This is a genomic window from Flavobacterium anhuiense, assembly GCF_900101855.1.
Lineage (GTDB): Bacteria > Bacteroidota > Bacteroidia > Flavobacteriales > Flavobacteriaceae > Flavobacterium > Flavobacterium anhuiense.
Genome location: NZ_FMVC01000007.1, coordinates 388,058 through 410,116, shown reverse-complemented (window position 1 = coordinate 410,116; position 22,059 = coordinate 388,058). Strand labels below are relative to the sequence as shown.

The 22,059-nt window shown below is 34.3% G+C and carries 18 protein-coding genes and 2 pseudogenes; 8 read left to right on the top strand and 12 right to left on the bottom strand.

Annotation, left to right across the window (positions count from 1 at the left end; genetic code table 11):
• Positions 1–74: 74 nt before the first annotated feature.
• Together BLP44_RS23285 and BLP44_RS23280 are read left to right on the top strand one after the other, a co-directional pair.
• Positions 75–150: pseudogene (locus BLP44_RS23285) on the top strand (integrase core domain-containing protein); the annotation flags it as partial.
• On the top strand, positions 123–299 hold the full coding sequence (locus BLP44_RS23280; RefSeq protein WP_394363691.1) for an integrase core domain-containing protein: 177 nt from the start codon (positions 123–125) through the stop codon (positions 297–299). The pseudogene BLP44_RS23285 and the gene BLP44_RS23280, both read left to right, overlap by 28 nt.
• Here the strand turns inward: BLP44_RS23280 and BLP44_RS19255 are convergent.
• A pseudogene (locus BLP44_RS19255) lies at positions 297–977 on the bottom strand (efflux RND transporter permease subunit); the annotation flags it as partial. The gene BLP44_RS23280 and the pseudogene BLP44_RS19255 overlap by 3 nt on opposite strands.
• Positions 978–989: 12 nt before the next feature.
• Positions 990–2,375: a TolC family protein gene (locus BLP44_RS19250; protein ID WP_091135281.1), complete on the bottom strand. Its 1,386-nt coding sequence runs from the start codon at positions 2,373–2,375 to the stop codon at positions 990–992.
• Positions 2,376–2,548: 173 nt separating this feature from the next.
• On the opposite strand from BLP44_RS19250, the gene BLP44_RS19245 reads away from it, so the two are divergent.
• The 3 genes from BLP44_RS19245 (at position 2,549) to BLP44_RS19235 (ending at position 4,884) form a co-directional block, all read left to right on the top strand.
• Positions 2,549–3,586 (top strand): sensor histidine kinase, encoded by a 1,038-nt coding sequence (locus BLP44_RS19245; RefSeq protein ID WP_066034217.1) that lies wholly within the window; start codon positions 2,549–2,551, stop codon positions 3,584–3,586.
• Positions 3,583–4,287, top strand: a complete 705-nt coding sequence (locus BLP44_RS19240; RefSeq protein ID WP_091135279.1) for a LytR/AlgR family response regulator transcription factor — start codon at positions 3,583–3,585, stop codon at positions 4,285–4,287. Before BLP44_RS19245 ends, BLP44_RS19240 begins: the two co-directional genes overlap by 4 nt.
• Before the next feature lie 123 nt (positions 4,288–4,410).
• A complete protein-coding gene (locus BLP44_RS19235) occupies positions 4,411–4,884 on the top strand; it encodes a hypothetical protein (protein WP_091135276.1) in 474 nt (157 codons plus the stop codon).
• 168 nt (positions 4,885–5,052) lie between these two features.
• Here BLP44_RS19235 and BLP44_RS19230 read toward each other — a convergent pair whose 3' ends face one another.
• The 9 genes from BLP44_RS19230 to BLP44_RS19190 all read right to left on the bottom strand — a co-directional run bounded on the left by BLP44_RS19230 (position 5,053) and on the right by BLP44_RS19190 (position 15,487).
• Positions 5,053–5,817 carry an SDR family oxidoreductase gene (locus BLP44_RS19230; RefSeq protein WP_091135274.1) on the bottom strand — a complete coding sequence of 255 codons (765 nt, stop codon included), beginning with the start codon at positions 5,815–5,817 and terminating at the stop codon, positions 5,053–5,055.
• Positions 5,818–6,155: 338 nt separating this feature from the next.
• Positions 6,156–6,878 (bottom strand): SDR family oxidoreductase, encoded by a 723-nt coding sequence (locus tag BLP44_RS19225; protein ID WP_091135271.1) that lies wholly within the window; start codon positions 6,876–6,878, stop codon positions 6,156–6,158.
• A gap of 256 nt (positions 6,879–7,134) precedes the next feature.
• Positions 7,135–8,058, bottom strand: a complete 924-nt coding sequence (locus tag BLP44_RS19220) for a helix-turn-helix domain-containing protein (protein ID WP_091135269.1) — start codon at positions 8,056–8,058, stop codon at positions 7,135–7,137.
• Between the two features lie 168 nt (positions 8,059–8,226).
• Positions 8,227–8,787 carry a 2'-5' RNA ligase family protein gene (locus tag BLP44_RS19215; protein WP_008467693.1) on the bottom strand — a complete coding sequence of 187 codons (561 nt, stop codon included), beginning with the start codon at positions 8,785–8,787 and terminating at the stop codon, positions 8,227–8,229.
• Between the two features lie 25 nt (positions 8,788–8,812).
• Positions 8,813–10,180, bottom strand: a complete 1,368-nt coding sequence (locus BLP44_RS19210; protein ID WP_091135267.1) for an alginate export family protein — start codon at positions 10,178–10,180, stop codon at positions 8,813–8,815.
• A gap of 5 nt (positions 10,181–10,185) precedes the next feature.
• Positions 10,186–11,973, bottom strand: coding sequence for an amidohydrolase (locus tag BLP44_RS19205; protein WP_091135266.1), 1,788 nt, complete (start codon positions 11,971–11,973; stop codon positions 10,186–10,188).
• 172 nt (positions 11,974–12,145) lie between these two features.
• Complete coding sequence (locus BLP44_RS19200) at positions 12,146–12,835, bottom strand: hydrolase (RefSeq protein ID WP_008467690.1); 690 nt, start codon at positions 12,833–12,835, stop codon at positions 12,146–12,148.
• 224 nt (positions 12,836–13,059) lie between these two features.
• Entirely contained in the window at positions 13,060–13,374 is a 315-nt protein-coding gene (locus BLP44_RS19195) for a hypothetical protein (RefSeq protein WP_008467688.1), read from the bottom strand.
• A gap of 1,081 nt (positions 13,375–14,455) precedes the next feature.
• Entirely contained in the window at positions 14,456–15,487 is a 1,032-nt protein-coding gene (locus BLP44_RS19190; RefSeq protein WP_091135264.1) for a helix-turn-helix domain-containing protein, read from the bottom strand.
• 107 nt (positions 15,488–15,594) lie between these two features.
• On the opposite strand from BLP44_RS19190, the gene BLP44_RS19185 reads away from it, so the two are divergent.
• From BLP44_RS19185 to BLP44_RS19175, 3 genes are all read left to right on the top strand, one after another.
• A complete protein-coding gene (locus tag BLP44_RS19185) occupies positions 15,595–17,985 on the top strand; it encodes a TonB-dependent receptor (protein WP_091135262.1) in 2,391 nt (796 codons plus the stop codon).
• Positions 17,986–18,011: 26 nt separating this feature from the next.
• A complete protein-coding gene (locus BLP44_RS19180) occupies positions 18,012–19,244 on the top strand; it encodes a DUF4374 domain-containing protein (protein ID WP_091135260.1) in 1,233 nt (410 codons plus the stop codon).
• A 72-nt stretch (positions 19,245–19,316) separates the two neighbouring features.
• The gene (locus BLP44_RS19175; RefSeq protein WP_211516894.1) at positions 19,317–20,753 is read left to right on the top strand and encodes a PepSY-associated TM helix domain-containing protein; all 1,437 of its coding nucleotides are present in this window, start codon (positions 19,317–19,319) and stop codon (positions 20,751–20,753) included.
• Between the two features lie 83 nt (positions 20,754–20,836).
• On the opposite strand, the gene BLP44_RS19170 is transcribed toward BLP44_RS19175, so the two are convergent.
• Positions 20,837–21,775: an alpha/beta hydrolase gene (locus BLP44_RS19170; RefSeq protein WP_091135258.1), complete on the bottom strand. Its 939-nt coding sequence runs from the start codon at positions 21,773–21,775 to the stop codon at positions 20,837–20,839.
• Positions 21,776–22,059 lie beyond the last annotated feature (284 nt).

Here is a 22,059-nt window from a genome sequence, read left to right as displayed (position 1 = left end):
GAGCTGAATTTGGAATTAAAACCAGCAAGGTAAAAAATCAGCATCCTTTCGAAAGAATGCTGATGGAGCTCGGGATCGTACACAGATACACCAGACCTTACCGCCCACAGACAAACGGCAAGGTGGAGAGGTTTTGGAGAACTCTGGAAGAGGATTTATTGCGAGATACTGATTTTGATTCTCAAGAAGAGTTAAAAGAGGAATTGCTGCAATATTTATATTATTACAATCATGAAAGACCGCATCAGGGAATTGATGGAAAAAAGCCAATCGAAATGATAAATCCGTTACCGAAATAAGTAACTTTTACAGCCCATACGAACGTTTCCTGATGGAGCCGTCTGGTTGTTCAAACGAATCGCTTCTACGATTTGATCTGGCGTCATATTGTGCGAACGCAGTAAATCTGGATCTACGTTGATCTCAATAGTTCTTGGGCTTCCTCCAAATGGTGCTGGAGATAACAAACCAGGAATTGAAGTAAAAGAAGCACGAACATAAACGTTGGCCAAATCCTGCAATTCGTTGTTGGATCTGATTTTACTGCTCAAAACCAACTGTCCGATTGGAAGTGAAGAAGCATCAAAACGAATGATAAAAGGAGGTTGTGTCCCTGGAGGGAAAACCGCTTGGATTCTGTTTGAAAGCGCACTTAACTCGGCAGCTGCCTGCGCCATATTGGTTCCTTCATAATAGGTTAATTTCATAATCATTAACCCCTGAATATTTTTAGTTTCTACCGATTTGATACCGTTTGAGAAAGGTAAAACGTTTACGTAGTTTTTGGCAAAATAAGCTTCCATCTGGTCTGGCGTATAACCTCCAAACGGGTGCGCAATGTAGATAACCGGCAAATTCATTTTTGGTAAAATATCTACCTTAATGTCTTTGATGGCACCAATTCCGAAGAAAAATAGACCCGCAACCAGTACTAAAATGGAAATGGGTTTGCGGAGTGCAAAACGTATTAAATTCATTAGGATTTATAATTAAAATTCATTTATAAATAAGTCAAAATTTCCTGTTGCAGCGACTTTCAATAAGTACGACTGCCACACATTATTATTGACAATATCTCGATCGATTTCAGCACGGTTCAGCGTGTAAATGGTTTGTGTTAAATCGGTTAGATCGGTTAAACCATTTTTATATAATGCCGATTTCTGAATGTAAGCTCTTTGTGCGGCATCAACCTGAATTGGCGCTTCGGCATAATTTTCCAAAGTGATTTTGATTTTATCTTCGGCGAAAGCCAGCTGAGATTTCAGTTCTCTATCAGCCTGATTGTATTCTTCCTGCAGAGCTTGAGATACAAATTTCTGAGCGCTTACTTGTTTGCTTGAACGGAAAGGTGTGGTTAAATTCCACGTAATTCCAACACCAACTAAATAGTTCGTGCGGTCTGGATTTACGCCATCCCAATAATTTCTAGTAAAAGCGTTTTGATTGGTGGCATAAGAAGAATCAAATCCCGAGGCTCTGGTCTGTAAAACGCCAAATGCACTCATGGTTGGATAATAGAATCGTTTGTACAATTTAACCTGCTGATTGCTGTAATCGATTTTCGTCTTATAGAATTGTAACAATGGGTGAAGACTGTCTGTAGCCGTTTCTTTGGTTACCAATTCTTTCGGAATCTGAGTTACAAAAAGAGTATCGGCAACAAAATCCTGCGGTGCAACGCCCATTAAATCGACTAATTTGTTGTTTTGTTCCTTAACGAAATTTTTAGCTAGGTTTAAAGCCATTTTTGCTTTAGAAACTTCGGCTGTAGCCAAGGTAGAATCGACTCCGGCCAATAATCCGTTTTTAACTCTCGCAACGGCTGTTTTCTTAAAAACTTCTGCACGAGAAAGGTTTTTTTCTTGTGAAATCAGTAATCTTTGGCTCGCCAATAAATTTAAATAAGCCGCTGAGATTTTGATTTCCTGCTGGAATTTTTCCTGTGCTAAATCTTTTTCTTTAGCCTGAACATCAATTTTAGATAAATTGATTTTTTCCTGTGTTTTTCCGAAAGTGAAAAAATCCCAGTTCATATTGACTAAATAAAGCGCACCAAATGCCGAATTCCAGTTTTGTTCTGGCAACGGAAGTCCTGATGAAGCAACTCCTAAACCTCCAAAACCATAAAGCGGTCCGTTTTGTCCGTTTACAGTTCCGTAATCCTGCTGAGCCGATAAATTCAAGTTTGGCAGATAATCACGGCGAGATTGTTTTAGAGTCTCTTTTGATGCATTGGTGTAATTGTTTTTTGCTCGGATAGAACCGTAGTTTTCAAGTCCTATCTTTATGGCTTCTTTTAAAGACAGGGTTTGAGCGTAGCCGGCTGAGGCAAAAATCAACAAAAATAATAAGGTAATTTTTTTGAAATACATAAACTCAAGTGTGATATAGAATATTTTTGATGCAACAAATTTATTTCTCTTACACTGATAAAAGTCAGGTTAAGTGATGTACTGCACTAGTAAATGACGAATTGAATTGGTCATTTTTTGAAAAAAATAATTAAATATTTGTGCGTACTTTGTAAACTATTTCACAATTAAGAATGAACAAAAAAATTGATAACATATTGGATAACAAATGGTGGCAGGAGGTTGCCGTTGTCCTTTTTTCATTTACAATTTATACCCTTAAGAATGACTGGATGCTTTTTAGCTCCTTCGTTTCTATTTTGATGGGGATATTTTTTTATTGCATTTTATACATGCATGCGCAGTTTAACCGCTTTTTTTTACTTCCAATTTTATTCAAAGCCAATAAACCTTTCACTTATATTATCCTGACGCTTTTTGGTGTTTTTGTATTCTCGGTCATTTTGTATGAAATTACCATGCTGGATATGTTTGCCAAATGTCATTTGTACCAAAATTCGCATCAGAGAAGTTATGTGTACCAATTGGCAAGTGTTTTAGGAACTTTGGTCTGCATTCTCAGTCCGATTATTGTTTTTAAATTTTATCGTATTCACAGAAAACAAACCGATGCGGCTTTATTGTTCAATCAAATGCAATTAAATTCATTGAAAGGACAATTAAATCCGCATTTTTTGTTTAATACTTTTAATACACTTTACGGCATCAGCCTTCAGTTTCCAGACAGAACGCCCGATTTGATTATGAAGGTTTCGCAATTAATGCGCTATCAATTGGAAAGCAATAGCAAACAATGTGTATCTTTAGAAGACGAACTGGAGTTTATAAATAGCTATGTTCAGCTTGAAAAAGAACGTGTTGGCTATAGATGTGATATTACTTTTGAAAATAAAGTAGATAACGAATACACCTATAAAATTTCTCCGATGCTTCTAATTGCATTTATTGAAAATGCTTTTAAACACGGAACCTGCGCTATTGAAAAATGTTTTGTGACAATTACCATTTCTGTAGAAAACGGATTGCTGCATCTTCATGTTGCCAATTCAATTCCGAAGAAAAATGATGTGGTTTCTACCAAAATTGGTTTAAAAAATACTATTGAACGTCTGAATTTAATTTATGGAAAAGACTATAAATTAGATATAAAAGACGATAAACAGACTTATATTGTAGATTTGGAAATACAGCTTAAAAAGTTTGTAGGATGAAAGAAACGAAAAGATGTATTATTGTAGACGATGAACCTGCCGCGCATTATGTTCTGGCCAATTATATCAAACAGAATCCGCAGTTAGAATTGGTTTTTCAAGGATACAACGGCATTGAAGCGATGAATTATCTCAGAGAGAATCCAGTCGATTTAATGTTTTTGGATATTAATATGCCTGAGATTTCTGGAATGGAACTGCTTAAAATTCTTCCGACACATCCTAAAACCATTTTGACTACAGCGTATTCTGAATTTGCTCTAGAAAGCTACGATTACGGTGTAATTGATTATTTGCTGAAGCCCATTTATTTCCCAAGATTTCTAAAAGCAATTGACCGATTTTTTGCAACCGAAAGTGTAAAACAAAAGGCGGAAGAAACGGTAAATTCGGTTAGCGTAAAAGTAGATGGCTATTTAATGGATATTGAATTAGACCAGCTTTTATATGCACAGAGTTTTGGCAATTATGTAAAACTTCATACGACAAAAAGAACGTATCTGGCTTCGATAACTACGACAGAATTTGAGAAATGCCTTCCAGAAAAGAGTTTTATGCGCATTCACAAATCGTATATCGTGGCGTTGGATAAAATCGATGCAACCGAAAAAGATTTTGTAGTCATCAAAAACGAAAGAATTCCAATCGGAATTACGTACAAAAGAGAGTTGACCGATAGACTAAAAAAGCTCGAATTGTAATTGCAACCATTGATTTTAGAGCGATTTTTGTGCTTGAAAAAAATGTTAAAATCTTCATGTTATCTTAATAAAAAAGTAGTACTTTTAATACGTTATTAAAGTTTAATTTTAAAAAATGAAACTATGAAAAACGTGTTTTTATCTTTTACTTTTTTATGCAGTAGTTTTTTAATAGCTCAAGAGGGAACCAATATGAAAAAGGTAATTACACCACCAGAAAAGGTTCGATTTGCTTTTGAGAGAGAATATCCTGGAAAAGTGCCAGTCTGGTCTGAAGAATATGTGGGAGATGATGCAGATGAAATTCGATTTGAAGCGCGATATAATGTAGACGATAGAACCAAAGCGGTGGCGATTTACGATAATCTGGGAAACATGAAAGCATATGAGCTGCAGATTCCGTTTAAACAACTTCCGATAAAAGCACAGTCTTATCTAAAAAAGAATTACAAAGCAAAAGCCATTCAAGAAATTGCAATGGTGGTAGACGATAAGAAAAAAACAACCTACGAAGTAGGCGTAACAAAAGATACTAAATTTTATGATATAGTTTTTGACGCAGAAGGAGATTTTGAAGTCTCTGTCGAAAAAAATTAAACAGCTTTACTAATTCAAATATTATTTGAAATGACAAACCCGATAAGTTTTTAATGCTTATCGGGTTTTGTTTTTTATAATGAGTTATGAGTTATGAGTTATGGTTATGAGTTATGAGTTATGAAGTACCGCTAACCATCAACTATAAACCATCAACCATCAACTAAATTAAAGCATCATTCCTCCAGAAGCTTCAATTCTTTGAGCATTTATCCAGCGGGCGTCTTCAGTGCATAAAAAGGCAACCACACCGCCAATATCATCAGGAAGACCAACTCTTCCTAAAGCTGTTACAGAAGCAATCTGCTGGTTCATTTGCTCGTTGTCACGAACGACTCCGCCTCCAAAATCAGTTTCGATAGCGCCAGGCGCCACTATATTAGCTCTAATTTTTCTTGCACCCAATTCTTTTGCCTGATATTTTGTCAAAGTTTCCATTGCGCCTTTCATAGAAGCATAAGCTGCATAACCTGGGAAAGAGAATCTCGCCAAACCAGTTGAGATGTTTACGATTCCGCCGCCGTCATTCATTACGTTAAGTCCTTTTTGCGTTAAGAAAAATGGTCCTTTAAACTGAATATTAGTCAATTGATCAAATTCAGCTTCAGTTGTTCCAATGAACGAATTATGAATTCCGATTCCGGCATTATTCACTAAAAAATCAAATTTGTCTGTTTTAAAAGTATCTTTCAAAACTGTTTTTACTTGATCGAAGAAAGCATCAAAAGTTCCTGATTCTGCAACGTTTAATTGTAATGCAGCCGCTTTTTGACCTAAGTTTTCGATTTCTTTTACCACCAAATCAGCTTCTTCTTTTTTGCTGTTGTACGTAATAATTACGTCCAATCCTTTTTTTGCAATCGCAATTGCCATATTTTTTCCTAAACCTCTGCTACCGCCTGTAACTAGAGCTATTTTTGTATTTACTGCCATCTTATATACTGTTTATTGTTTATTGTTTATTGTTTATTGTTTATTGTTTATTGTTTATTGTTTATTGTTTATTGTTTATTGTTTGTTGTTTGTTGTTTGTTGTTTGTTGTCAGTCTGAGCGGAGTCGAAGACCTTTATAGTCAGAATGTCCTTTGGCTACGCTCATGAAGACAAATAGTTGTGTTTATTTTTTTAACACATAGAAACATAGATTTTGTTTTTCTTTAGAAGATTATATAAAGAAACTAGTTTCTAACACAAAGCCTATGTGTTTTATTAAAAGTGAAACGCCTTTTATTCACTACAAAAATCTATGTTTCTATGTGTTTAATTAAAAATTAAGAATGCATTGCATTAAAATGATTTCTCAAATCTTCTGCGCTTGCATTTAATCTCGTTTCGCTGGTTCCGAAAGTTAGTTCTTGTTTTCCTACTTTCAATTGTTCGAAAATAGATTCGATAAAACTGCTTACGCTTGGATGTGCGTCGTGAAGACCAATTCCGCCTAAATCTGTGTTTAATGCGGGTGGAATAATTTCTACCACTTCAATATTTTTTTCTCTTAATAAATGACGAAGCGAAAGTGTAAATGATCTGAAAAATGCTTTTGTAGCCGAATAAACCGGGACTTTTGCAAAAGGAGAAAATGCCAGTCCAGAAGTTACATTCATCACTGTTTTTAGCGAGGACAACTGAATAAATAGCGAAGTTAAATGCAAAGGAGCTTCGATGTTTGTGGCAAGCTCATTTTTCATGTTATTGTAAAAGTCAGCATCTGTTATGTTCATCCAGTTTTGAATTCCAGCATTATTGACTAAAACATTTAAATCAGGATGATTTGCTGCAATCCATTGATAAAGCGCAATGCGTTCCTCTTCTATAGACAAATCGCATACTTTAGTAATAATCGACGGAAATTTAGCTTTTACTTCTTCTAGAAGAGAAGCTCTTCTTCCGCAGATAATTACGGTATTGTTTTCCTGAATAAATCGTTCGGCAAGTCCAAGTCCGATACCGCTTGCACCGCCAGTTATTAAAATTTTGTTGTCTGATAAATTCATCTTTTCGTTCTTTTAATTTGATAAGACAAAGGTAGGAGCGAAGTAGACTTGGGTAGTTGTAAATATCAAACCGATGTTTGCGAAATTCAAATCAGATAGATTAATTAAAAATTAAAAATTAAAAATTAAAAATTAAAAATTGATAATTAAAGATTCTGGTTCGCATTTTTTGTCTTCCTGAGCGGAGTCTAAGGGTCACTATTGGCAACAATCTAAAATCTAAAATCTAAAATCAGCAATCTAAAATCTAAAATATCTAACTCCTAAAAGCCAACGGCGTAAAGGACGTTTGTTTTTTAAAGAAATTAGAAAAATGCGCTAATTCTTCAAAACCAAGAGAATAGGCAATTTCAGAAATATTCCAATCGGTTTGTTTTAAAAGGATTTTGGCTTCGTTTGTTAATCGGTTACTGATTAATTCTGTTGTGGTTTTTCCGGTGCTTTCCTTTAAAACTTTATTTAAATGATTTACATGAACAGATAATCGCTCTGCAAAATCTTTTGCTGTTCTCAATTCTAATCTTTGATTTGGCGATTCTATCGGGAATTGTCTTTCTAACAATTCAGCAAATAAAGAAGAAACTCTTGCTGCCGAATTGTGTTTGGAATATAACGCGGTAATAGGCTGTAGTTTTTGTCCGAAGTGAATTAACTCTGCAACATAATTTCGAATTAAATCGTATTTGTAGATATAATCAGAGTTGATTTCTTTTTGTATTTTATTGAAAATCAATTCTACTTCGGAAACTTCTTCGTCTGAAAGCTGAAAAATAGGATAACCAGCTGAGGCAAAAATCGGAAGTTCATCGAGATCGATTCCGCTTTTGCTTTTAGATAAAAACTCGCTTGTAAAAACACAAAAATGACCGCCTTGATTGGTGTCTTGCGGTAAATAGTTATACGGAATTTTTGGTGTTGCAAATAACAATCCCTGTTTTTCTATTTCGATTACTTTATCGGCGTATTCGGCTCTATTATGGCCTTTTATCAAACTTATTTTGTAGTAGGCTCTTCTGTCATAAGGCATTCCAGGCTTTCCTTTCATGCGTTCGAGAAGTTCTTTTATATCAAAGACATTAAAGTGTCCGATTTCTTTCTGGATGTCGTTTGGCAATAATGAAGTAGGATCAACTGTAGAACCTTCGGTAATATCGTGGTAAAATGAATCTAGGGATTTCATATTGTGATGAATTGCGAAATTCAAATATACGAAAAAATAAGCTTTGTGAGTTTAACCGCAAAGGGTGCAAGTTTTTTTTGATTTAGACAGTCTATAAAAACGCAAAGTTCGCAAAGGTTTGTGTAAAATATTTGCGAACCTCGCGAAAAAACTTTGCGCTCTTTGCGGTTAAAACAAACTCCCCTGTACGAACTCTGGCTTAGGATTGCTTCCGAAAGGAAAAGCATCAATTACAAAAAACTGTTTTACTTTGGGATCGAATTCCCTTAAAACAATTTCATTGCATTCAAATTCAAGATCAATTGTGGTAAAAAGCTCAGAAGCTATTTTAAGGTTTTCGGGTGTTAATCTTCTTCCGATTGACAAGTGCGGATTATCACTTTTTTTGAGTTTTAAAAACTTAAAGGCTTCATGAATCTTTTTCATGATAGGCACTAGATTATTTTTTGAATCTTCGGTTACACCTATAAAAAAAGCGCCGCTATTTTGGAAAGCATCAAAATGATTTAATGATACGGGGAAAGGGAAAAAAGTATCTGAAATTTTAGAAAGCTTTTGTTTAATTGAATCGAACTCAGATTCGTCGATTGTAAATTCACAAATCGTAATATGAGCTTCAGAATTGCAGCTGTTGTACCAATCAATTTTGCTTCTTAAAAAATCTTTCAGCTTTTTAACGGGTTCAACTAAATCTTTTGAATAAAATACAACCGAATATGTTTTTTCCATTTTTAGGATTTTGAATTACACAAATTTAAAATTTAAATTGTGCTGTCAATGCGGCGTAAAAATAATCTTTTCCAGACCCCACTTCTTTTAAAAAGCTGCCCGCATTAAACCAACCCGTTTCTAGTGTAAATCCTAAATGATTATTCATGTCGTAGTTTACATTCGAAATTAATTGCGAACCAATAAAACGTTCCGTTGTGTCTTTTCCAGAATATAAAAGCTGCATGTTAGGGGCATATATACCGTCACTCAAGGTTTGTCTCCAGAAAATATCGTAATCAATTCCAAGTGTCCATTTTTCCGATAAACTAAAATTAATTGAAGGATGAACATCTATTAAATTAGAAGGGCCAATTAAGGCAACTAATCCAAAATAAGCGCCTCTTGGATATAACGGATTAAAAGTTTGTAAGTGAGCATCTCCCGAATTTTTATCGCCAGAAATGATTTCTGTTTTCAACCCGATTTCAGGCGTATATTTTATGTTTTCGAAAGTATAACAGGCAAAAGATGAAAGTGTCCAGCCTGAAATTGTTTTTTGATTGATGTTTCCAAATTGGTAAACGCCTTCAAAATCGTATTTCCATGTTCCTTTATTTTTCCAGATTCGGGTTCCAATAGATTGTCTGTTTTCTTCACCAATGGCATCATCAAAAACAGATCGGCTTTTCCATAAACCTAAATAATACAGATCGATGTTCTGAATGAAAGGCACTTTGTGAATTACAGTATAACTTCCCCAAAATTTAGCGTTTTCATTAAAACTATCATTAAAAGTTCCTTGTTTATTGACAATAGGATGCGTGAAAAATGCGTCTGATTGCCAGTTGTTTTTTTTATAAAATAGTTTTACTGCATCAAAAGCAAGTCGACTGTTTGGACCTTCACGCACTGCAATTAAACGCTGTGAACCGTACATCATTTCTTGTCTTCCAGAACGCAATGTCAATTGCTCATTTTCTTCTTTAATAAAATCAATATCGAGAAAAGCCTGATGAATGTCTAGCTGATTTTCGTCAACTGGACTGGGATCTGTTTTGCCATTTGCTAAACTGCTTTGCAATTCAAAAAAGGTTCTGAAAACTCCTAATTGAACATTTGCATGAAACAGATATCGGGAAAGTAAATAGCCATCGTCATCAGCTTCGTCTCCCCATTTGTTATTGACGGTATAAGTGTACTGAAGCCTTGCTTCACCGCCAATTGAGGCATAATATTTATCGTTTTTTCCTAACGGAATATATTTGATTCTCTCGTATAAAGTTTTGATCGAATCTGCTTTTAGATAAGTGAAATCATCCTCATATCGCAGCCTTTGGAAAACTGGTTTTTGTTGTGCATTTGCAGAAAAAATGATTCCCAAAAGCAACAATAAGAAGAATGTGTTTTTCATTTGAATTAGTTTTTTTGATAACCTCCAAAGTAATTTACCGGACTCCAGTCTGGAATTGCTTTTGGTTTTTCGTTGGCAAAGGTTCTAAAGTCATTATCAGCGTAAACTACTTTTCCGTTTACTACTGTAAGTTTTGATTCGATATTTAAGATTTTTTCTTCAGAAGTCGAGAAGTAATCGTCAGAAAGAATAGCGAAATCGGCCAATTTTCCAGATGCCAGCATTCCTCGATCTTTTTCAATATTGATTAATTGGGCGCTTCCGTATGTGAATAGTTTTAAAGCAGTGTTTCTGTCAACAATATTTTCATCATTCATATATTTTAAGCCGCCCAAAGTTTTTCCTGTTGTGAGCCAATATAAACCAACCCAAGGATTGTAGCTTGCTACGCGTGTTCCGTCAGTTCCCATTCCGACTTTAATTCCTAGCTCGAACATTTTCTTTAATGGAACTGTGTTTGAAGCAGCTGTTTTTCCATATCTTTTAATGAAACTTTCTCCTTGATACGCCATCCTATGCTGGATTGCGATTCCGCCATTTAAAGCTTTAATTCGTTTTAAATTTTCTGTAGATACCGTTTCAGCATGATCAAAGAACCATAAAAGCCCGTTTAAAGGTGTTTCTTTGTTGATGTCTTCTATTACGTTTAAAAATCTAGTGATGCTTTCATTGTAAGTAGCGTGAATTCTGAAAGGCCATCTATTTTTCACTAATAAAGATAATACTTCTTTTAATTGTCCTTCCATCGCTGGACTTAATTCCGGTCTTGGTTTGTCGAAGTTTTCAAAATCTCCTGCGCTCATTACCAAATTTTCTCCAGCACCCTGAACGTGATATTCTACTTTATCCGAATGATGATCGTCATCACAGCCTTCGCCAATTTCAACGGTTTGCATCCATTTGGTGTAATCGTTTAACTCTGTCCCTGCTTTTTGCGCAAACAAATAATAAGGCATTCTAACGGTTAAATCGCTGTCTTTGCATAAACCATTGGTTACACCATAATCATCAGGAAAATTTTGAAATCCGCCTCCAGCATCCATAATTGCAGTTACGCCAAGACGATTCATTTCGGTCATAAATTGTTTAGTCGAATTGAATTTTTCTTCTTGAGTCAATTCGGGAAGTTTCGCAAGAGTCGAATATAGAATGAAAGCATTTGGTTCTGCCACCAATAATCCTGTTGGATTTCCGTTTGGATCTTTTTCAATCAATCCTGCATTTGGATTTGGCGTGTTGGAATCAATTTTCAAAGCTTCTAAACCTGCTTTGTTCAAATAAGCATGTCCATATAAATGAAGAATAAATGTTGGAACCTCACCCGTTGCGTCATTGATTTCTGCTAAAGTTGGAAGTCTTTTTTCTTCAAATTGATAAGCATTCCACCCGCCCACAACACGCACCCATTGTCCTTTTGGCGTTCTTTGTGCCTGTTCTTTTAACATAGCTAAAGCTCTTTTTAGAGAACGAACACCATCCCAACGCAATTCTGTATTGTAAAATCTTCCGCCTCGGATAATATGCATATGAGAATCGAATATGCCAGGAATAATCGTTCTTCCTTTGGCATCGATTATTGTTGTTTTTTTGTCTTTTAATTTTAAGATTTCACTGCTTTTGCCCGTTTTTAGGATTTTTCCATCTGCAACAGCCATAGCTTCAACAACTGTATTTTTATTGTCCAGAGTATGAATTATGGCATTATGAACAATGAGTGTAGCTTTTTTATTTTGTCCAAAAACAGGGAGGGAAATGATTAAAAGAAAGGCTATTAGTTTGAAAGAGAGTTTCATGATTGTGGTATTTTTGGTTTGGTAGATTTAATTAAAAATTGAGAATTAAAAATTAAAGGTTAAGTAAAATATCTTTAAAAAAGAGATTCAAACTTTTAGTTTTTCACGCAGGTTTAGCGGATCTAGAAGATTTTTTAATTTTTAATTCTCAATTTTTTAATTTCTGAAATTATTAGTGTTTCAACATTTCGTGTGCATATTGAACACCTACACCATAAGCTCCGCCGTATTTTTTAACTAAATCGGTTACAGGCACATAAGTTTCCTGACGAGCCCAGTCACGCTGTAATTCTAATAAATATTGTAATGAAGTTATAGGATGTGCACCAGCTTGAACCATACGAGTTACAGCCATTTCATGAGCTTCTTTAGAAACGTCACCACTTGCATCTGTAATTACATAAACATCATATCCTTCGTTGATAGCTGATAAAACTGGTCCAACAATACAAACACTTGTCCATAAACCGCCAAATACGATTTTCTTTTTACCAGTTGCAATGATTGCTTTGCGCGCAGGAGCGTCTTCCCAAGTATTCATTGTGGTACGATCAATATAGTTTGAAGTTTTTTGTGGGTAGAATTCTTCAATTTCTCTAAAAACAGGTCCGCTAAAAGATTTTTCGGCAACAGTTGTAACGATAGTCGGTACTTTGAATATTTTTGAAGCCCCAGCTACTAGAGCCGTGTTGTTGCGCAATTGGTCAATTGGAATGTTGCTTACTGCAAATGCCATCTGGCTTTCGTAATCTATTAAAACTAGACTGTGATTTGTAGGGTCTAAAAGTGACGGACTTGGTTTTTGAGCGAATCCGATAAAAGTTACTAAAGATAAAACTGCTGTAAGGATTAATTTTTTCATGATAATTTGATTTTGTTGTTAAATAAAGGTTTTAAATATTTTGTATTTGATTTTCAGTGTCTTGCATTCAAAATAAATGCCTTGTTTGTAATGTATTGATTTTAAAAGGTTTTTCAGAAAAGGCGATAGTGATCCTAGCGATATATCGTTATTAAAAATTGGATATTCGTTAAATGATATTCGTTAAGCTTTTAATGAATTTTTAAAAGAGAAAAATGCGGTACCTAAATTTTTCCTTTTAGATGTAATCGGTGAAGGATTTCGGACTTTAATAATCCGCTTCCTCCGCCAAAATGTTCAATTACTTCTACGTCTGGCTGTTGTTGTAAGCAAAATAAAGTAAATTCTTTTTCGACATGGTCTTCGATTCCGGAGCTCAATAGCACAACATCGATTTTGTGATTCTGAAAATAGTCCTGAGCTTCTATTTCGTTGCTAAATGCGACTGCATTCCAGTCTTCATAAGCATTTACAAGGCGAAGTAAAATGGCCAGAATCGCTTCGTTTTTTCCAAGTAATAAGAATTCAAGTGTTTTCATTTTCTTTTTAGTTTCTGAGGTTCTGAGGTGCTAAGATTCTAAGTTTTTTTATTTTAGAATTTCAGTTTCGCAGACCTTGCGATTTTACTTTACAAATTTATTGCTTTCATTATTGCTTCAACTTAATCTAGAACAAGAAAAGATTTTTTTTAAGTTTCTAAGATGCTAAGATGTTCAGATACTAAGTTTTCTTCTTGTTTTTGATTTCAGTTTTTGACAGAACTTGTAATTTATATTGCAAATGTATTAGTTCCCATTTTGCTTCAACTTAATCTAGAATAAGAAAAGATTTTTTTAAGTTTCCAAGATGCTAAGATGCTCAGATACTGAATTTTCTTCTTGTTTTTGATTTCAGTTTTTGACAGAACTTGTAATTTATATTGCAAATGTATTAGTTCCCATTTTTGTTTCTAAGTTTCTAAGATGCTAAGATGCTCAGATACTGAATTTTCTTCTTGTTTTTGATTTCAGTTTTTGAAAGAACTTGTAATATATATTGCAAATGTATTAGTTCCCATTTTGCTTCAACTTAATCTAGAATAAGAAAGTTTTTTTTAAGTTCTAAGATGCTCAGATACTAAGTTTTTCTTGTTTTCGATTTCAGTTTTTAATAGAACTTCTAATCTACATTGCAAATGTATGCGATGAAGACAAAGAGAGCTCTTAATCTAGAATAAGAAATATAATTTTAGAGGCCATCTAGTTTAGAAACTAGTATTTTATTTGACAAATTTACGTTAAATAGAATTTTGTCAATGTTTTGCGGTACAGTAACTTAAGCTTTTAAGTTAAAGTTAAGAATGTTAATTTTTTCACACAATGAGGAAAACCGTAAGGTTATCTATTTTGCGAATTTTAATTTTGGTTTGTAGAAATTTGAAAACGGTGATGGCCTTTACCTTTTTGGGGATCATTTAATTTCTATAAAAAACTGTTTTTGGAGAAACGTTTTTACATTGAAATTTTGACATATTCATTTGATCGTGGGTATTTGTATATAAGTTTGCAATATACATTAATGTCTAATTTTTTTAGGGTTTTAAGATTAAGTCGACGGACGTAATTTTAAGACCCTTTTTTTTTACCACAATAATGAAAAGCCAATTAGCCAAAATTGAATACTATCGGCATTGATTTTGAACTTTTGAGGCGAGAAACCGTAATAGCTTTTAAATGCTGCCGAAAAATGCGAAACGTCTTTGTAGCCGCATTTATAGGCCGCTTCGCTTACCGTAGCGGTTTTGCTTTGAAACAATTCTTTGGCATGTTCCATTCTCAATTTTATGATATAGCTTTTGACAGTTGTGCCAAAACAAACTTTAAAACCTTTTTTGAGCTTGAATTCGTTTAACGAAATAAGTCTGGAAAGTTCAGGTAGAGTAGGTGTATTTCTATAATCGTTTTCTAATATTTTTTTAGCTTCCAAAAGTTTGCCGTATTCTTCTTGGTTTATATTTTCGGTTTGCAAAGGTTTAATAGTTAGAGCCTCAAGTTGATGAATAAGAAGTTCCTTAATTTTACTTTCGATATAAATTCTTTTTAATAAGCCTTCGCGAGAACAATTTTTTATTTCGGATGTTACCCACTGAATTGCAGGTGTAAAAGGAAGGTATTTTGAGGTTAAATAAGTAGATTGTTTATTGAGTATTTTTTTTGAAAATTTCTCATGAAGCTGCCAATCTTCATTAATTATATTATAATAAAATTCTTTGGAAAGAATAATAGACATGTAATTGATGTTTGTGAGAGCCGGTATTGTAAAGAAACCTTTAAAATTATTGGTATAAAAAATATTATGCGTGTTTTTTTTAGAATACTTTTCACTTTCCAATTGATCAATATGAGTTTCAACATTACTGCTATAAATAAAATTCATCACAACCGATTCTTCATCGATTTCAAACATTACGGTTCTAGGAGTTGAATAATACATCTGAGTATCAAGGAGAACTAATCCTTCGGTGATGAGATGACAGCTTATAATTTTTTCAGAATTTCCATTTTGAATGTTGATGTTTTCTTCTTTTAAAATACTTTTTGGATAATATTTATCTCCAATTTGAATTTTAATGATTGGCGTTTCAGAGGTTAGAAGTGTGGCTTTGATTTTCAAAATATAATCCGTTTTTACAAAATAATAATCCGTTTTTCCCTATCTTTTTTCAAGATGTAGATGGTATTTTTGCAGCAAAGTTATTTATAATTAGTCTAATTAAATATATGTCAACTCAAAAATTTTTATTTGCCACTTTATTTTTTCTAACTACGTTCTTATTATTTTCCCAGCAAAATCAAGGTTTTACGGTAACTGGCAAGGTGGTCGAAAATTCTGGAGAAACAATACCGTTTGCAACAGTCATTATCGAAAAAACTGGTTTGAGTGTTATTTCGGATGAAAACGGAAACTATATTTTAAAAAATGTACCATCAGGAAAACATACGCTGAAAATCTCTGCAATGGGATTTGCGGTTCAGAAAAAACAAATTGAAGTCTCAGGTAATTTAGAGGTTTCAATTACAATGGATAGCGAATTGCAGGAGTTAGAAAGTGTAACAGTTCTAGGAAGATCGCAAACTGACAAGGTAAATAAACAAGCTTACAGTGTAACAGCTATTGATGCTAAAAAACTTCATAATTCAACTCTAGATTTATCGCATGCTTTAGACCGTGTTTCTGGTGTTCGCAACCGTGAAGCGGGCGGAGTGGGTTCAAGATCAGAGCTTTCTATCAACGGATTCTCAGGAAATCAGATTAAGGTTTTTATTGACGGAGTTCCGATGGATAATTTTGGATCCTCTTTTCAAATGAATAACATTCCGATCAATCTAGCCGATCGTGTAGAAGTGTACAAAGGTGTTGTGCCAATCTGGCTTGGTGGTGATGCCCTTGGAGGTGCCATAAATATTGTAACCAACAGCAAACCAAGAACTTTTGTAGATGCTTCGTATTCTTTCGGATCTTTTAATACGCATCGTTCAAGCATCAACGCTGGTTATACTGCTAAGAGTGGTTTTACTACAGAAATTAATGCCTTTCAGAACTACTCTGACAATGATTATTGGGTAAATGTTGATGTGGCCGATTTAAATACGGGAGCTTATTTTCCGAATCAGAGAGTACGACGTTTTCATGATAAATACCGCAACGAAACAGTGATTTTAAATGTCGGAATAACTGGGAAAAAATATGCCGATAAATTGATGATTGGTTTTACGGGAGGGGAAAATAAAGCCGATATACAAACAGGTGCGAGAATGGTTAGCGTGTTCGGACAGATTTATAGAAAAGGTAGCATTGTAATGCCAACTTTAAAATATCAGGTTAAAGATTTATTTACTAAAGGACTGAATGTTAATGTAACGGGGAATTACAATTTTGGTTACGAACAGAATATCGATACCGTTTTTAGAAGATACAATTGGTTTGGCGATTACAAACAGTATGAAGGGGCTGGGGGAGAAAGAAGCCGTACGCTTCGTAAGTTCTATAACAACAATGGTATTGCAACGGCCAATGCAACTTATTCACTTAACGAGAGACATTCTTTTATGGTCAATAACACGTTTAATACGTTCGATCGTAAAGAAAGTGACGAGTTGGTTCCAGAATCTTTGGTTTATAAACAGCCTAAAAAAACACAAAAAAATGTTTTAGGGTTGGGGTATAAATTAGATTATAATGATAAATGGAGCACTTCTGTATTCTTAAAAGATTATTCATTAAAAACTACCTATTCAAGAAGTTATAATCCGTCTGGAAACGCTGGAGATATTGCCTATCAGAAATATGTAGACCATACTTCTACAACGGGTTACGGTGCAGCTACGAGTTATTACTTGAGACGTAATCTGCAGATAAAGGCTTCTTATGAAAAGACTTATAGATTGCCAACTCCAGAGGAAATATTTGGTAATGTAAATGATAATTTAGAAGGAAACCTTTCTTTAAAACCAGAATCTAGTAACAACTACAATATTGGAGCAAGTTATCAGACGAGTTTCCACGAAAAGAATGCTTTATCATTTGATGTCAATCTTTTGCATCGAAATGCAGTCGATTTTATTCGTCCGACATTGAATAATAATCAGACGATGACTACAAATGTCAATCAGGGAAAAGTGACCAATTATGGTATCGATGGTGAGATTAGATACTCGTATGGAAGTCGTTTTACGGCTGGTTTCAATGCAACGTACCAGAATATTAGAAACAAAACAATGTACGAGCCAAATCAAAATTATGTGTCTCCTTTTTATAATGACCGAATTCCAAACATGCCATACCTTTTTGGAAATGCAGATGCGACAGTGTTCTTTAATAATGTTTGGAAAAAAGGAAATAATCTGTCTGTTGGCTATAATCTGCTTTATGTCCATACGTATTATTTGTCTTGGCCAAGTATGGGAAGTAAGGACAGTAAACTAGAAATTCCGCAGCAGTTCAGCCACGATTTAAATGCTGTTTATACCATGGCAAATGGGAAATACAATATTGCTTTTGAATGCAAAAACTTTCTTGACAACAAGCTTTATGACAATTTCTCATTACAAAAGCCAAGTAGAGCTTTTTACATAAAGTTGAGATATTATTTCAGCAAATCAAATAATTAAATTTTTAATACAAACACCATAATACAATGAAAAAAAGTACAACATTAGCTTTATTATCAGCGGTTTTAGCCTTTACAGCTTTTTCTTGCAGCAGTGATTCAGATGAATCAGGAGGAGAAACTGGCGGCGGAACTGATACAGGAAAAACGAAATATATTATTACTGCAACAACTGGAGCAGCGGGAATTGCAGATTATTTATTAACTGCAGATGATGTGTCTACAGGTTCTATTACCACCACAGGAAACGGATTGGAGCAGGATGGAACATATCGTTATTACATTACAGCGCAAAATAACTTCTTTAGTTTGCTTTACGGGCAAGGAAATCCTGGAGCTGTAACAACTTATAATTTAAATGCTGAAGGAAAATTGGTTAAAAAATCTGATTTCCAAGCAGAAACAGTACACGTATTTGCTGCTGTAAACAAAGATATCTTGACTATTAAAGTTCCAAGGAGTGGTGCCTCTATCGCTTCTATGTACAAAATCGATGCTGAAAAATCGCTTATTACTGGCGAAGCACAGCAAGACACTAAAAAATTGGCTGGAAACGGAGAAAGAGCTTTCTTTACTTGGGCGACGCAGGTGGGAGATAAAGTGTATATGCCTTATATGAGTATCAAAGGAGACGGAGTAGACAATTTTGGTACTGCAAATCCAGATAGTACATGGGTTGCGGTTTACAATTATCCAGAATTGAAATTAGAAAAAGTAATCAAAGATAACCGTACCAGTTATTTAGGGGCTTATTTCACAAACGGATTATTCCAAGACGAAAATGGAGATGCCTACGGTTTCTCTGGAGCAATTGCTACTAGCAACGCTGTGATGACTTCTACAAAACCTTCTGCGATTGTGAGAATCAAAAAAGGAACTACAGAATTTGACAAATCTTATTTCTTTAACGTTCAGGAAAAATCTGGTGGATATAAAATTTCTTCTACCACTTATATTTCGAAAGGTAAATTCTTATTGTTAATGTATGGAAATGTGGGTAAAAACAATGGTGCAGTTAAAATGGCAATTGCCGATGTTTACAACCAAACTTTTACATGGGTGACTAATGCGCCTGCAACATTGACTTCTGTAACTAGCCGTTATAATATTACTTCAGAAGATGGAAGTTCTGCAATTGTAGGTATCAATACTCCTGACGGAAACTGGATTTACTCAATCAACGGTACAACTGCCGTTGCGACAAAAGGTATGAAAGTTGAAGGCGGACAAATTACTGCAATCCAAAAATTAAAATACTAATATTTTTTTACCGTAAGTGCTTTTTTATGAGTACTTGCGGTTTTTTTATTTATCCTATTTATCTATCCAATTATGTTTTCTTCTTCAAAACCAAATAATAAGAAAAAAAGTAAAAAGTCGCTTTTTAAGCGTATTATGGCTTGGCTGCATTTGTGGCTTGGTCTAGCATCTGGAATCATTGTGGTCATTGTCAGTCTTACAGGCTGTATTTATGTTTTTGAAAATGAAATAAAAGATTGTATTGAAGATTGGCGTTTTGTAAAACCTCAGGAAGAAGCATTTTTACTGCCTTCGCAATTAGTCTCGATTGCTGATAAAAAAATGAAAGACAAAAAAGCAACCAGCGTGACTTTTGGCGGAAAAGATGAAGCGGCTATTGTTGGTTATTTTGTGGAGAAAAAAGAAGAGAGTGAAAAGGGAAATCGTGGGGAAAAAGGAGAGCATAAAAAAGCAAGAAAAGATGTTGCTAATAATCAAAATGCAAAAGTAAAATCAGAATTAAAAGCTCAGTCCAACGAAAAAGAAAAAGGAAAAGGAAAGGACGAAAAGCGTAAAGGCGGAAGAAGGCAAGGAACTTTTATAAGTGTTTACATGAATCCGTATACGGGAGATATATTACATGTAAAAACTTTTACTAGAGGAGAATCGCCAGATTTTTTCAGATGGATTTTAAACGGACATCGTGCTTTATGGCTTCCTTACGATATTGGGAGACCCATTGTAGGAGTTGCAGTTTTAATCTTTGTTGTTTTGCTGATCTCAGGTATTGTTTTATGGTGGCCCACAAAATGGATTAAGTCCATTATTGACAAAAGTTTTAAAATAAAATGGGATGCCAGCTTTAAACGTGTCAATTATGACATGCACAATGTATTTGGTTTTTACAGCTGCATTTTTCTGTTTTTTATTGCCGTAACAGGCTTAGTTTGGAGTTTCGGATGGTGGAGCAAATCTTTATATTGGGTAACATCTGGAGGAAAACCTTTGGTTGAGAATCGTGAATCTCCAAAATCTGATACCACCCACGTAACAGCATTTAATATTACAACAGCCGATAGAGTTTTAATGAATCTAAAAAAAGAAAATCCTCAGGCAGCCGGAATTATGATCAGTATTCCTGCGAAACCTGCAGATCCGATCGGTGCTTTTGTTTATAAACAGAGACATACCTTTTATAATATGGACCGATATAGTTTTGATCAGCAGACTTTGAAAGAAATTTCGATTAAAACCCCTTTTTCAGGAAAATATATTGAAGCCAATATTCCAGACAAAATCAGACGTATGAATTATGACATTCACGTAGGAAGTGTTCTTGGACTTACAGGGAAAATTATTGCATTTTTGGCTAGTCTGATTTCTGCCAGTTTGCCTATTACAGGATTTATTATCTGGTGGGGAAAACAGAAATTTGGCAAAAAGAAACCTGCTGCAAAATCAAAAGTGGCAACTAAAGCAATTTCCGTTCCTAAATTGAAAAATACAACAGAACAAGAAGTTGCTGTTTAAACATATTAAAATTAGTTTTTTAATTCCTTTTTGTTTTTTTTTTGATAAAAGGCAAAACTTGTAAAAGTTTTGCCTTTATTTTTTTAATTATATCCGTTTGATTTAAGCCATTCTTCGCAATCTCTAGTCCAAAATTTACTAGTATCAGCAACTCCCAATCCAAATCCGTGGCCACCTTTTTCATATACATGCATCTCGGCTGAAACGCCATTTTTCTTTAATGCCAAATAATAATTGATACTGTTTTCTGGAATTACGACTGTATCATCTGTAGCATGAATTAAGAGAGTGGGCGGGGTTTTAGAAGTGACTTTCTTTTCGTTCGAAAAAGAATCTATTAACTCTTTTGAAGGATTATTTCCAAGCAAATTGGTTTGAGAGCCTTTATGCGTGATTTCGTTTTCCATTGAGATTACAGGATAAATCAAAAGAGAAAAATCAGGACGCGCACTTACTTTGTATGCCGATTCATACACTTTATCATCATAATGAGTTGAAGCAGTCGAAGCCAAATGACCTCCCGCGGAAAAACCTAAAATTCCAATTTTGTTGGGATCAATATTCCATTTTGCTACATTTTGTCTCACGTAACGAATAGCCTCCTGAGCATCTTGCAGTGGTCCTACACTTTTATTTTTCATAGTGAGATCAGTTGGCATTCTATATTTCAAAACAAAAGCGGCAATTCCAATACTATTGAACCATTCTGCCACTTTTGTTCCTTCTTTTTCAAATGCTAAATGCGTGTAACCGCCTCCCGGACAAATTACAACAGCAGTTTGATTTGGCTTTACTTCTTTCGGAATAAAAATACTCAAAGTGGGTACAGAAACTTGGCTCGTACTCTGCAATTTTCCGTCTTTTAAGATTTCTTTTTCTTTGTAATCGGTTGCTTTTATTTCATCAGGGATTTTGTTCCAAAGCGGTATAGTTTGATTTTGGGCCCTTATCGAAAATAATCCAGAAAAAAGGAGAAAACTCAAGGTAATTGTTCTTAAAGATTGTGTTTTGGTGTGTTTCACTTTAAATTGTAATTATTTGTTTTGTAAATATTTATGTTTTTTGTATTTGAAAATGCAACCGATAAACAGAAGAATTTAAAAATACATAAAATTGGTTTGCTTAAGGTTGGCTTTTGGGACAATTTTACCCCAACAAAAGTATAAATTTTACCTATTGGCTTTTAACAAATATATTGTTTAATGTGTAATTTTGTATTCCTTTTTTTATATAATATGTTTATTTTAACGAACTAAATTATTTTTTTACACAATATTATTTGGATTGTACAGATTAAAAACTATAT

Bases quoted from the DNA above. Each gene is read 5' to 3' on its own strand.
- BLP44_RS19250 (WP_091135281.1), bottom strand. From the start codon at position 2,375: ATGTATTTCAAAAAAATTACCTTATTATTTTTGTTGATTTTTGCCTCA.
- BLP44_RS19245 (WP_066034217.1), top strand. From the start codon at position 2,549: ATGAACAAAAAAATTGATAACATATTGGATAACAAATGGTGGCAGGAG.
- BLP44_RS19240 (WP_091135279.1), top strand. From the start codon at position 3,583: ATGAAAGAAACGAAAAGATGTATTATTGTAGACGATGAACCTGCCGCG.
- BLP44_RS19235 (WP_091135276.1), top strand. From the start codon at position 4,411: ATGAAAAACGTGTTTTTATCTTTTACTTTTTTATGCAGTAGTTTTTTA.
- BLP44_RS19230 (WP_091135274.1), bottom strand. From the start codon at position 5,817: ATGGCAGTAAATACAAAAATAGCTCTAGTTACAGGCGGTAGCAGAGGT.
- BLP44_RS19225 (WP_091135271.1), bottom strand. From the start codon at position 6,878: ATGAATTTATCAGACAACAAAATTTTAATAACTGGCGGTGCAAGCGGT.
- BLP44_RS19220 (WP_091135269.1), bottom strand. From the start codon at position 8,058: ATGAAATCCCTAGATTCATTTTACCACGATATTACCGAAGGTTCTACA.
- BLP44_RS19215 (WP_008467693.1), bottom strand. From the start codon at position 8,787: ATGGAAAAAACATATTCGGTTGTATTTTATTCAAAAGATTTAGTTGAA.
- BLP44_RS19210 (WP_091135267.1), bottom strand. From the start codon at position 10,180: ATGAAAAACACATTCTTCTTATTGTTGCTTTTGGGAATCATTTTTTCT.
- BLP44_RS19205 (WP_091135266.1), bottom strand. From the start codon at position 11,973: ATGAAACTCTCTTTCAAACTAATAGCCTTTCTTTTAATCATTTCCCTC.
- BLP44_RS19200 (WP_008467690.1), bottom strand. From the start codon at position 12,835: ATGAAAAAATTAATCCTTACAGCAGTTTTATCTTTAGTAACTTTTATC.
- BLP44_RS19195 (WP_008467688.1), bottom strand. From the start codon at position 13,374: ATGAAAACACTTGAATTCTTATTACTTGGAAAAAACGAAGCGATTCTG.
- BLP44_RS19185 (WP_091135262.1), top strand. From the start codon at position 15,595: ATGTCAACTCAAAAATTTTTATTTGCCACTTTATTTTTTCTAACTACG.
- BLP44_RS19180 (WP_091135260.1), top strand. From the start codon at position 18,012: ATGAAAAAAAGTACAACATTAGCTTTATTATCAGCGGTTTTAGCCTTT.
- BLP44_RS19175 (WP_211516894.1), top strand. From the start codon at position 19,317: ATGTTTTCTTCTTCAAAACCAAATAATAAGAAAAAAAGTAAAAAGTCG.